We start from the raw sequence: 12,126 nt of genomic DNA on the forward strand, positions 1-12,126 counted from the left end.
TTTTTGTACAAATAATTTTACAGATTCAGTTTCCGCTGTTCGCGATCGTCGAGGATGCGGGTAATGTTAATGATGGCCGCGGCGAGGTAGAAGTAGATATTGGAAGGAAACTGCACCAAGGCCTCTTGCGGGTAATTACCTATATTATAAGCAAATACAACCAGCAACATAGCCAGGCAGTACGTCCGGAGCTCGGGATTTCGAATGAGGAAATAGTTATTGATCCCTTCCTTTAAAATAAAAAACATGAGCAGGCAGAATAGAAAAAGTCCTACCCAGCCCAGCTCCACGGCAATGCGGACGTAACCGCTGTCGGGCGGGAAATTGGCCAGGTACGACTGCGGCGCAAAACGCTGCCCCCAGGCCCCGGTAGCCCCCAGCCCGCCGCCGATCGGGTGCGTGAGAATGTAGGGTTGAATGCGTTTCTGGTTGTTTTTGCGCGCCTGGAAGGAAATATCGTCGTTCGGCTTGAAGGCCGTCTGGAAGCGGACGATGTTGGAATTGGTGGTAGGTACAAAAATGAGGAAGACGAAAAACAGCGCCGCCACCCCGGTAAAGAACAATACCTGCCTGTTGATCCGCAATATCACGAACAGCACCATCGCCGCGGGTATGAGCACGTAAGCGCCGCGCGTACCCGAGAAAAGCATCGACGAGAAGAACAGCACCAGCATGAGCGCGAGCACTACTTTTTTCCAGGTTTTCTTTACGAAAGTCAGCAGCGCAATGCAGATAATGCTGCTCACGACCATGTTGTAGGAAAATGCGACCGGGTCGGAAAAGATGGAGAATTTGCGCCAATGCCCGGCAATGAACAGCAGGTCGGCCACGCCCTCGGAATCGAGCCAGGCCTGCTCCGCACCCGAGAAGCCGATGTATTCCTGCTTGTAGGCATACAATGCGGCAAACAGCGCCAAACCGAGCCAGAGTTTGAGGATGAACCGCAAAAACTGAATGCTGCGGATCTGGTACATGAATACGAAATACGTGAGCATCACGATCGCCACGGCACGGATCGTGTACACCCACGCGAGCCGGGACTCGGCGGCGGGGTTGGCGACCTGGATAATATTGTAAATGATCCAGATGATGATCATCACGCTGATCGGCCCGCGGAATATCTTCCAGTCGGGGCGGCTTTTCTGGTGGATGAAAAAACCCAGGATGAGCATGCCGTTGATGCCGTCCATAACGGTACCCAGCGGGAAGTTGATTCCCAGCCGGCCGATGAAAAACAGCAGGTAGGCGAACATCAGCAGCACGGTAACCCCGAATTCCGGGTACGCCACGATGCAATACACCGCCGGCGGGCCAGCCATGAGCGCCATAATGCCCGCCCCTGCAATAATGCCGTTGTAAGCAATCAGCACCCCGAACCCCAGTGACAGCGCAAGCAGAATGAGCAACCCCGCCAGCTTACGGTCGAACAACGCCCGTAGCTTTTCGACGCGGCTCAGCCCCTGGCTGCTTTTTCCGGGGATATGTATCCGGATGTCTTCCACTAAAAGAACAGTATTTTAAAAAACCAGATAAATACGCTCACCAACGCCAGCAGCAATGCCGCCTGCCGCGTTTTTTGCTGCAAGGGCGTGAGGCCGGCAAAGCCCTTTTTTTCGGCACTGACCTTCTTTTCGGGGTAAATCTTCATGGGTAATGCGGTTAGCCCTGGGCGTTTTTATTCTCCTGGCGCGTCGCCACCGAAATCTTGTTCGCCCGGCGCGCATTCACGAGCGCCGTCAGCTGGTAAAACATGAATTTCGGGATATTCACGAGCGACTGGTAAATTTTCGGATCGGTAGGCGAGCTTTTCAGCGAAATGTAAAAGCCGAGCACAAATATCAGGAGCGCGATCAGCCATACCAGCGACAGCACCGGCATTATCAGCAGATTAACCAGCATAAAAAACACCGATAGCAGCAGGAAAATGAACAAAGGCGGCCGCAACAGCACGAGCCCGAAAAGAACCTGGTTCAGGCTGAAACGGATAATGCCTTTGAAAAATATCTTGAAGCCATAAGCGAAGTATTTGAACCAGGTATTGATCCACCGCGCCCGCTGCTTCACGAGCTGTTCGGAGCCGGTCGTTTTTTCGTCGTATACAATGGCTTTCCCGGCAAATGCAATGCGGTAGCCGCGGCCTACGATGCCTTCCTGTAACACCTTATCGAATCCGGCGCCGGTCACGTCGAGGTGGCCGAGCACTTTCTCGTACAACGCCGTCGTAAATGCCATTCCCGAGCCCGCCAGCGTGGCCGACGATCCCGCACCGAACAGTACTTTCCCGTCGTAGAAATGGTAGTAAATGTCACGTGCCGCGTCGAGGCAGGCGTAGGTGCTATCGAGGTTCTTGGCCTCGCGCACGCCTTGCACCGCTTCGTATCCTTGGTTGAAATACACATTCAATGCATGCAGATAGCCGGGATCGGTGAGATTGTCGCTGTCGATGATCGTCAGGTGGGTATGCGGACGGATGAACCTGCGGATCGCGTAGAAATGCGAGCGCGTGTTGCTGCCCAGCACCTGCTCGGGACGCAGCAGCGCGACTTTATCCGTCGGGAAATGCAGGTTAGTGATATCGCATTTATCAGCCACCACATAAATATGGTAACGATCGTAATCCAGTTGCAGCAGCGAACCCACCACGGCGGGAAGCTGCGCGGTGTATTCATAGGCCGTCACGATAATGCCGTAATCGGGCAGATTGCCCGCATTTACAGCCTTGCCCGCGCCGGCTACCGATTTGCGGATGCCGTAAATCAGCAGCAGGAACACCGGAAATACGAGGTTATACCCGATCGCCACCTGAGTGGCGAGCCATACCCATTCTACGATTTTCATGCTTCCACCGGTTTAGCCACCTTGCCGGCCTGCTCGGGAATGCTCTCGGTGTTGGTAAGTACCCAACCCGCGAATTTGCCGTTCAGGCCGTCGAGATACTGGATTTTGGATTGATCTTCTGTACCAATGGCCCTTCCGGCAGCGAATACCGCCACCACCAGGTCCGAGAAATTGACCCACTCCTTGGCGCGGTTCATGGCGCGGAGCGAATCCGTTTCGATCAGGATGATGTCAAAACGTGTTTTCAATGCCTGCAAACGCTCGCCGATCGTCTTCTCGTCGGCCAGTTCGAGTACCGAAAGGTCGCCCGATTTCGAGCCGAGAATGCTGATCTGCCCCGGCGTCGCTTCGGGCAGGTTATTGGATTTGACAAAATTCTCGAATGGTGTGCTGTCCGGGTTCAGTTTGGAAATATCCGGTTGCGCGAAATTGCCGTCGATAATCAGAACCGTTTTGTTGATCTTCGAAAATGCCCACGCCAATGCAATCACGAACGGCGTCTTACCCACTCCATAGCCCAGGCTCGTCACGGCGATGATTTTCGGATCGCTCATTTCATTGTCCAGCTCGTAGCGGATCGAGCGCACGAGGTTTTTATACAGGCGCACCGCCTTGTCGTCCGACGCATTCATGCCCGACAGGCTCAGGTTCGAATCCTTGTCTAATGCATTTAAATATCCCAAAACAGGTTTGCCCGTTTCGTTGGCGAGTTGCAATGGGTAGCGGATCGACTTGTCGAGGTAGAAAAGGATGAAGAATACGAACACGCAGAAGGTGAAGCTGATCACACCCGAAAGGATCACGAGCACCATTTTCTTCGACGCCTGCACCTCGCCCGGCATCGCGCGTTCGATCAGGCGCAGGTACACGGGAAAGCTGAATTCCAGGCTGGCCTCGTTGTAGCGCTGCAGTGCTTCAATGTACTCCTTGCTCGCAATGTCGATCGACGTTTCGTATTCCTGGATCTTCGCCTCGTTCGGTACCAGGCCGTCGAACTTCCGGTTAAGCCGGTCGAGCTCCGACTGGATGGACGCGACGCTGTTCTTGGCCAGTTCCAGAGAAATTTCCATACCCAGTTTCTGGCTCACCAGGTCTTGCTTCACCACCATCGGGTTGTAGGCATATTTGTCCGTAGCCTCGTTGATCTCCTCCGACAACCTGCTCCGCAGCGAATCGAGGCTGAATTTCAGCCGGCTGTCGAAATTATTGACAATGTACCGCTCGTTCAGCGCTTTGAGATTGGCCTTCGTGCCGATGATCTTCTGGTTAATGTCGGTCAGCGCGCTTTCGAAATACTTGCGCTCGGTAGGATTAAAGCGGCGATCGATGTTGCCGATGGCGGCGGTATAGGCGATAATGTCCTTCTGTGCGATCTGGCGGCGCGTTTCGAAATCGGCCATTTGCCCGTAAATGCTTTTCGCCTGCTCGTTCAGGTTCAGTACGCGGTTTTGTATTTTGAAATTCTTCAGCGTATTCATCCGGTCGTTCAGCGCATTCAGCTTTTGCTGCATGAAACTTTGGAGGAAGTCGATCGTCTTCTTGTTGTTACCCACCACGCGTGAAGAGTTGTCGGCGATAAACTCCTGCGCAAGCGTGTTGATCACATAGGCCGACAAATCCGGGTGCTCCGCTTCGTATTCGATATCGATATAGTCGCCTACGCCGGTACGGTAAATGATCAGCTTTTCGCGCAACGCATTGGCGCCGTAGCCCATTTCCACGATCATGTCGTTCAGCTTTTTCTCTTCCGGTTTCCACAAAAAGAGCTCTTCCCGTTTCTGGTATTTCCGGGTAATGAGGGCAACGGCTTTCGCCTTATCGCCCTTGCTCATTTCTTCGAGCGCACGTACCGGCTCGCGCCAGGTCGAGTCTTTCAGTCCTTTCAAATCATTGAGGATAAGCCGGTAGGAAACCTGATCGAGCGTCCGTTTCAGGCGCATTACCTGGATCAGGCTCTCAAATTTACGGGCGATCTGCTGGTCCTGCTCATCCTTGGCGCGGGTTACCACCTGATCGGTCTTGTCCACGAGGCCTGTCGCGATGCGCGCATGCGACTCGTACGTATCCGGCAACCGTCTGACGAGGAAGTAGCACACGATAACGGTGATCAGGGGAACGAGAATGAGGGTAATCTTATTCCTCTGAAGCAATCTTAAAAACTGTACAACTTCCGTCATTTTATATCTTCCAATTTTTGTCCTAACAATTCTTCCAGGCTGCTTTTGGCCACCAGCACTTCGCTCTCCGAGTTGAGCAGGTTCTGTGCGTGATCGGTTTGCATGATGAGCACCTGGTTATATTTTTCCAATGTTTCCTGCCCCATTTCGAACCGCTTTTTTACATTATCCAGCATACTCTCCACATCCAGCGATGCATTGGAGCGCACACGGTACACGGCTTTTTTCTGTACCAGGGTAAAATACCGCTTCTTTACCTCGGCTTCGAGGTTCAGGTCGAACGACTGCTTATCGAACTCTGCCGAGGCCAGCTCGCTTTTGGCCTGCTTCACCATCGCCGGCTTTTGCAGGATAGCGCCGATGTTGACGAAAAAACCAAACTGGTAGGTGAATGGAAACTGGACCGAAACGGCCGTCGGGTCCTGGTTGCGCTTGGGATTGTAGAGGTAGGAGAAGTTGAAAATATCGAAATACGAAAGTTTCGCCTTTTTGACGCCCGTTTCGGCCGCGTCGATATGCGCCTGGTACATCTTGATCTTCGGGTAATTGGCCTTGCAGATCGCAATGAGCTTGTCGAGGTACGCGTAGTCCACGTCTTTGCTCAAAGATTCCTGGGCCCGGGCGCTTTGGGTGAAAAAAAAGAGCAAGAGCCCGAGAGCGGCATATTTCATCGGCATATTAGGGAACAATAATTATTTATAAATCACTTTCGCTTGACTTTGTAGTAATAGAAAATACTTTTGATAAAAATATTACTACATCTCACTAATCTAGGTAAAATGTCGTTATCCGACCAAATCCGGAACAGTCCGGGACTTAAAAAATTCGTCCACTGGATGCTGATTCCCACCGATCAGGCCCGTCCAAGGCTCTGGGTCCGGATATTTTTGAACCGTTTTTTTCATCAGAGGGGTAAGAATGTGATCATCCGCCGCTGGGTGCGTATGGACGTGCTGCCTTTCAATCCCTTCTCCATCGGCGACGGTTCGATGATCGAGGATTTCAGCACAATCAATAATGGCGTGGGGGCAGTGTCTATTGGCGCCAACTCGCTGGTTGGGCTGGGAAATGTCATTATCGGCCCGGTGACGATCGGCAACGACGTGATCCTGGCGCAGCACATCGTGGCCAGCGGCCTGAACCATAATTATCAGGATATTCAGCAACCTATTCACAAACAAGGCGTAAGCGTCGCACCGATCGTGATCGAAGATGAATGCTGGATCGGCGCCAATGCCGTGGTGACCGCCGGCGTTACCATTGGCCGGCACTCGGTGGTGGCCGCCGGGGCAGTGGTTACCAAGGATATTCCTCCATATTCGGTAGCCGTGGGAAATCCCGCGCGCGTCATCAAAAAATACGATCCTGAATACAAAGACTGGGTTAAAGCGTCCTGACATACTGTGCTGCTCCGTCAGACATTCTCCGACTGCAACAGCGCCGGGAATGTTTTCAGGATGATCTCCATATCCATTTTGAAGGAAAATTCCCTGGCATAGGTGATATCCAGCTGGGTGCGTTCCTCTTCTGTCATATCGGCCTTGCCTTTGCCGCGTTTGGTTACCTGCCAAAGGCCGGTAAGGCCCGCCGGACCCGCAAAACGCAGTATTTTATCATCGGTGGTCATTTTTTCGGCTTCGTACAGCGGTAATGGGCGGTTACCCACGAGCGACATGTCGCCTTTCAGGATGTTGATCAGCTGAGGCAGTTCGTCGATACTCGAATTGCGCAGGAAACCACCCAGGCGGGTAATGCGCGGGTCGTTCTGAAACTTCATGAATGCCGCTTTCTGCTCTTTCTGGAAATGGTAGAGCTTTTCGCAAATCTCCTTTCCATCATGGAATAGCAGGCTTTTGCATTGATTTCCGGCCAGGCATTCGTCGCAAAGGCCATGGGTTTCGATCTGTGAAACCGGCTCGGCTTTGGAATACATATTCAATGCGGCCATTTTACGGATCAGCTGGTCGGCGTCCGTGCGCATGGTCCTGAACTTGTACAGGTCAAAAATCTTGTAGCCACTCCCTACCCTTTTGGATTTGTAGAAAATGGGCCCTTTCGAGTCCAGTTTAATCAAAATCGCCACCAGAATGAACACCGGCAGCAGCAGGATCACCGCCGTACCCGTAGTAGCCACGTCGATGGCCCGCTTCCAGAGCGGTGTTTTATGGCTTTGCGCCCCGATCTTCTGGGAAGCTTTATTCGCAACGTACCATTGCCGTTTTTTGAAATACTTAATGCGGGTAACGAGGTCTCCATCATCGAAATTGACGGAAAAAACGTCGTCGGCATGCCGTTGCCTCGCGGTTTCGATCGCCTGGCGGTCGAGGCGGTCTACGAGCAGTACAAAAGGGATGTTACCGAACCCGGCGCTGCTGCGGATGGTACCGAGCAGTTCGAGCCCGCCGCTGCGGTCGTGCGCGACGATCACGTCGGCGGGAAAGTTCTCCTTCAATGCGTCCAGGGCGCCGGCTGGGGTATCGAAATACTCCACCTGCAAATACTCGGCGAAGCGCTCGGTAAAGCGGAGGTATTCCTGAAAATCGGTATGGAGATAGATAACCCTGAATTGGGCAACGTAGGTTTTGCCTGCGGTTGCCGTTTCCAATGTAGTGCCAGCCAGTTCCATGATATCGGTGGTTTAAGAGAAGCGTTTACTGCGACGGAGCACGGCGTTGATTTTGGCGTGAACCTCCATGGGATTGAAAGGCTTCACCATAAAATCGTCTGCACCCAGGTTGAGGCATTGAATGCGCTCGCTGCTCTCGTCGGAACCGGACAGGATGATGATCGGGATCTCGGAATAGAGGTTGCTCGCTTTCGCTACTTTCAGGAACTCCTTGCCGCTGAGGTTGGGCATGTGGAGGTCGGCAATGATCAGGTCGGCCTGGTTGCCTTCTTCAAGCCAAAGCATCCCTTCGGAGCCGTCGCTTTTGATCACTACATTAAAATCCTTTTTTAGAAAGTGTTCCAGTATTTTGGTGATACTGGGTTCGTCGTCTATAATCAACAGATTCTTTCTATTGTCCATAGGTTGAGTATATGTAAGCAAATTTTCGGTGTCTTAACAATGGAAATGGCAGGTAATTATTTCGTAGAGTTAGTCATAATAGTTGCCATAACAAAACTTCGGCCAGAAAATTGCAGATTACGTCGATCGGATCGCCGGGATCGTTTGAAAAGTTCCGATACAGCGATAGAGAGGAAGGAATGTGCAAATCCGGGTTTGCTAAAAATCAAGAGATGAGTAGTTAAGAGCTTGTAGTAAAATTACGTACTGAGAAGTACATCGCAAAAAATAAGGGGGCGATTTTGGAAATATTTTAAAATTATTTCTACAAGTTACCTGATAACCACTTGATTGGGATGGAATAACTGCTACCGGCGGAATTCCAGGCGGATTTCCGTGAGGGTGCTCGCTGCTACCCCTTTCATCCGTACGGGCAGCCAGGCGGGGCCTTGCCGGACGATCCGGATAGCGGCATTATGAAGTTCCACAGGACCTTTCGCCATAAAGCCCGACAATGCACCTGACTCGCCGACAACAAATGTAACCACTACTTGCCCTGCAATAGCCGAGGAATCGGTATTTTTATCCAGATAGGCACGATAGGCATCCCAGCCGCCCACCGGCAACGGTTCAGGTCGATCAAGCTCGACAAGCGGTGTGGAGATTGATTTTTTTCTGCTAAAAGACGAGCCGGTTACCACCACCTCGTTCAACGTTTCCGGTGCAGCATTGTCGTTGGCATCCCCCGTTTTTCTGGCTGCAAAAGAAGGTTTCGAAGGTGCCGCCTTAGCCCTTGCGCCTGCCGATTGGGCTACCGCCTGGGATGCTCCGGGCGCGGTTAGCGCGCTAGCGGGTTCGGGAGCAGGCGCCGTTTGCGCGGGCGTAGTTTGCGCTGATCCTGAATCTGACTGCGGAACGGTGATTTGCTCTTTTTTCTCCACCACCTCCGCGACGGCAGGCGCCAACGCATAGGGTTTTAATACAAAATCAGGGGCCTGTACGGATTCGCTTTTCTCAGCTTCGGAGGCTGTTGCGCTGCCGGTCGGCTTCGAATAGGACGATAATGGCGGCGTGGCCGGAACCGGCTGGGCAGCTTCCGATCCTGCATCACTGGCCTTTGCAGGCTCGTTTGGAGTCGGCGAGCTCGGTTTCGCGGCATTTTCGCGGGCAACCATCGCGGCACTTTCTTGCATTAACCCCTCACTATCGCGTAAAAAAAACGCCCAGTACGCAAACAGCAAAAGCAAAACAGATGCCGCGGAAGCATAGGCCCACAGCGGCAAAATGCGCTTATCCCTACGCCCGACGCGCGCTCGCAGGCGGGCGTGCAGGTCGACACGCATACCCGCGATGTCCGGATGTGACGTACGCCATGCGAGAAATCCTTCGTAAGCCTCCGCTACCAGCGGCTCATCGACCATACGACCTTCGAGGGCACGCTGCTCCGCCGCCGGCATCTGCCCGCCGAAATAGCGCTCGAAGTCGTCGAAATCAGGGATGAAGTCGTTAGTAACTGCCATGGCTTTCGATGCAGATTTTCAGGTTCCGCTTTCCATTCTGAATATAACTTTTCACTTTGCCCATGTCGAAACCGGTTTCTCCGGCAATGTCGCGGTAGCATTTTTCCTGCATATAAAACAGCTCGATGCTCATCCGCTGCTCCCGCGTGAGCTTCTGCATGCAATCGTCCAATGCGTCGAGCCGGCCTTCGAGGTGCAATGGGCTGTCGTCCCTATCCAGGGCCGCATACAACTCGTGATCCGCGTCTTCGAGGTGCTCAAAACCCGCCACGGACCTTGCCGAGCGGAGTTTCATCAGGCAATGGTTCCGCGCGACGCTGTGCAGCCAGCTCTTCAGGTTCGATACCTCGTGCTGCTTTAAATCGACAATGAGTTTTTCGAAGATCTGCATCACCGCATCCTTACTATCCTCCTCGTCGCGCAGATATTGAAAGCAGACGCCGAAAACCATATCCATATAAGGTGCATACAATACCCCGAGCGCCGAGACATCGCCCGAACGCCGGTAGGCCGCGAGCTTTTCAGCCTCTGGTACCGGTTCATTGCCCTTTAAATGAAACAGTTTCAAAAACTTCACGTGTGCCTGTGGAATGTTTTCCAGCTTTCTGACTACTGGATGCGGTTTGACCAAAATTCCATAAAAAAATTTAAAAACTTTTATGGAATGAGCCGGCGGCATGCATCCAGCGGATAAATAACTAAATCAGGAAACCATGAAAGCCAGAGTGACTATTCTATTAGCCATGATTTTGAGTGCATTCGCCTTCCTCCCCGAGCGCCAGATCCGGGGTACCGTAAGCGACGCCGCCAACATGCCGCTTGCCGGCGTCTCCATTTCGCTGCACGGCGGTGCGAGCCTTTCAGTTACGGACCGATCCGGGAAATTTTCCGTCGGCGTCGCCACACTGGCGCGGGCGCTGGTATTTGCCAAAGCCGGGTATGAAAAGCTGACGGTGCCGATCACCTCCGATTCGGTTCTGAAAATTATTTTGGTCCAAAAGGCGCAGACGCTGAACGAGGTGGTTGTTAACGGTGCTACAATGGCTATGAAGCGGCAACGGATCGCATTGGGGCAGGCCACTTCGGCCCCTAGCGGCTTCGCAGGCATTCCCATGCAAGTGCCCGCCGAAACGGAAAGTTACAAGCCTATCAACGAAAACGGCTATCAGCAGGTAGGCCAGCAGCCGGTTACTACATTTTCGGTGGACGTCGACCGGGCCGCATATAGTAATGTGCGCCGCTTTCTGAACAATGGCCAGCTCCCTCCCGCGGACGCCGTGCGGATCGAGGAAATGGTCAATTATTTTGACTACAACTACCCCCAGCCAACCGGCGAGCACCCCCTTGCGATCACTTCGGAAATCACCGATTCGCCCTGGAATGCAGGATTAAAACTGGTCCATATCGGCTTGCAGGCCAAAACCATTTCGACGGAAAACCTGCCTGCTTCCAACCTCGTGTTCCTGATCGACGTATCGGGCTCAATGTCGGCACCTAACAAGCTTCCACTGCTCAAACAGGCATTCAAACTGCTCGTAGACCAGCTGCGGCCGGAGGATAACATCGCGTTGGTCGCCTACGCAGGCGCGGCGGGGATCGTGCTGCCGCCTACACGGGGAAGTGAGAAAAAGGTGATCAAAGATGCATTGGACAAACTGGAAGCAGGCGGGTCCACGGCAGGCGGCGAGGGCATCCAGCTCGCATATGAACTGGCGAAAAAGCACTTCCTGCCGAAAGGCAACAACCGCGTGATCCTGGCCACAGACGGCGATTTCAACGTGGGTATTTCGAGCGAATCGGAGCTGCAAAGGCTGATCGAGGAAAAGCGTAGGGCGGGTATTTTCCTCAGCGTAATGGGTTTTGGAATGGGTAATTACAAAGACAGCCACATCGAAATGCTGGCCGACAAGGGTAATGGGAACTATGCTTACATCGATAATATCCAGGAAGCGCGCAAGGAATTTGTGCAGGAATTCGGCGGTACGCTGTTTACAATCGCGAAAGATGTGAAAATCCAGATAGAATTCAACCCCGCTCACGTGCAGGCCTACCGGCTGATCGGCTACGAAAACCGCGCATTACGAAACGACGAATTCCATGACGACAAAAAAGACGCCGGCGACATGGGCTCCGGTCACACCGTCACGGCTATCTACGAGATCGTCCCGGCAGGTTCCACGACGTCGCTCATCGGCAAAGTTGATCCGCTGAAATACCAATCGAATCCCGTCGCCGCCACCGGCAGCAGCCAAGAGATGATGACCGTCAAAATCCGCTACAAAAAACCGGACAGCGACAAAAGCGTCCTTTTCGACATCCCTGTGAAAGCTACGACTACCGATTTCGACAAATGTTCCGAAAACCTCCGCTTCGCCACAGCGGTCGCGGAATTCGGTTTGCTGCTGCGCAACTCGGAATACAGGGGCAGCGCCACTTATAACGACGTCATCCGCCGGGCAAAGGGTGCATTTGGAAAAGACGAAGAAGGCTACCGCTCGGAATTTGTGCAGCTGGTAAAGGCGGCATTGAGTTTGGACAGCTCACACGAGCTGTCGCGGAAGTAAGGTGATATTGAAGATGAATA

General features: G+C 52.9%; 11 protein-coding genes. 2 read left to right on the top strand and 9 right to left on the bottom strand.

Going from position 1 to position 12,126, the window contains the following annotated elements; translation table 11 throughout:
* Positions 1–17: 17 nt before the first annotated feature.
* From H144_RS0121205 to H144_RS0121225, 5 genes are read right to left on the bottom strand one after another with little or no spacing between them, the layout of a single operon-like run.
* Positions 18–1,502 carry an O-antigen ligase family protein gene (locus tag H144_RS0121205; protein WP_019944120.1) on the bottom strand — a complete coding sequence of 495 codons (1,485 nt, stop codon included), beginning with the start codon at positions 1,500–1,502 and terminating at the stop codon, positions 18–20.
* Positions 1,502–1,648 carry a hypothetical protein gene (locus H144_RS34620; RefSeq protein WP_019944121.1) on the bottom strand — a complete coding sequence of 49 codons (147 nt, stop codon included), beginning with the start codon at positions 1,646–1,648 and terminating at the stop codon, positions 1,502–1,504. Before H144_RS34620 ends, H144_RS0121205 begins: the two co-directional genes overlap by 1 nt.
* Positions 1,649–1,659: 11 nt before the next feature.
* Positions 1,660–2,838, bottom strand: a complete 1,179-nt coding sequence (locus H144_RS0121215) for a glycosyltransferase (protein ID WP_019944122.1) — start codon at positions 2,836–2,838, stop codon at positions 1,660–1,662.
* Complete coding sequence (locus H144_RS0121220; protein WP_019944123.1) at positions 2,835–5,015, bottom strand: exopolysaccharide transport family protein; 2,181 nt, start codon at positions 5,013–5,015, stop codon at positions 2,835–2,837. The genes H144_RS0121215 and H144_RS0121220 overlap by 4 nt, the downstream gene beginning before the upstream one ends.
* Positions 5,012–5,686, bottom strand: a complete 675-nt coding sequence (locus tag H144_RS0121225; RefSeq protein ID WP_229207958.1) for a TolC family protein — start codon at positions 5,684–5,686, stop codon at positions 5,012–5,014. Before H144_RS0121225 ends, H144_RS0121220 begins: the two co-directional genes overlap by 4 nt.
* A 108-nt stretch (positions 5,687–5,794) precedes the next feature.
* On the opposite strand from H144_RS0121225, the gene H144_RS0121230 reads away from it, so the two are divergent.
* Positions 5,795–6,412 carry an acyltransferase gene (locus H144_RS0121230; RefSeq protein ID WP_019944125.1) on the top strand — a complete coding sequence of 206 codons (618 nt, stop codon included), beginning with the start codon at positions 5,795–5,797 and terminating at the stop codon, positions 6,410–6,412.
* Between the two features lie 17 nt (positions 6,413–6,429).
* On the opposite strand, the gene H144_RS0121235 is transcribed toward H144_RS0121230, so the two are convergent.
* The 4 genes from H144_RS0121235 to H144_RS0121250 all read right to left on the bottom strand — a co-directional run bounded on the left by H144_RS0121235 (position 6,430) and on the right by H144_RS0121250 (position 10,221).
* A complete protein-coding gene (locus tag H144_RS0121235; RefSeq protein ID WP_019944126.1) occupies positions 6,430–7,641 on the bottom strand; it encodes a sugar transferase in 1,212 nt (403 codons plus the stop codon).
* Positions 7,642–7,653: 12 nt separating this feature from the next.
* The gene (locus H144_RS0121240) at positions 7,654–8,043 is read right to left on the bottom strand and encodes a response regulator transcription factor (RefSeq protein WP_019944127.1); all 390 of its coding nucleotides are present in this window, start codon (positions 8,041–8,043) and stop codon (positions 7,654–7,656) included.
* Positions 8,044–8,390: 347 nt separating this feature from the next.
* The gene (locus H144_RS0121245) at positions 8,391–9,542 is read right to left on the bottom strand and encodes a hypothetical protein (protein ID WP_019944128.1); all 1,152 of its coding nucleotides are present in this window, start codon (positions 9,540–9,542) and stop codon (positions 8,391–8,393) included.
* Positions 9,529–10,221: an RNA polymerase sigma factor gene (locus H144_RS0121250; protein WP_019944129.1), complete on the bottom strand. Its 693-nt coding sequence runs from the start codon at positions 10,219–10,221 to the stop codon at positions 9,529–9,531. Before H144_RS0121250 ends, H144_RS0121245 begins: the two co-directional genes overlap by 14 nt.
* Positions 10,222–10,255: 34 nt before the next feature.
* On the opposite strand from H144_RS0121250, the gene H144_RS0121255 reads away from it, so the two are divergent.
* Entirely contained in the window at positions 10,256–12,106 is a 1,851-nt protein-coding gene (locus H144_RS0121255) for a vWA domain-containing protein (protein ID WP_026350885.1), read from the top strand.
* Positions 12,107–12,126: the final 20 nt, after the last annotated feature.

It is taken from the genome of Dyadobacter beijingensis DSM 21582 (assembly GCF_000382205.1).
Classification (GTDB): Bacteria; Bacteroidota; Bacteroidia; order Cytophagales; family Spirosomataceae; genus Dyadobacter; species Dyadobacter beijingensis.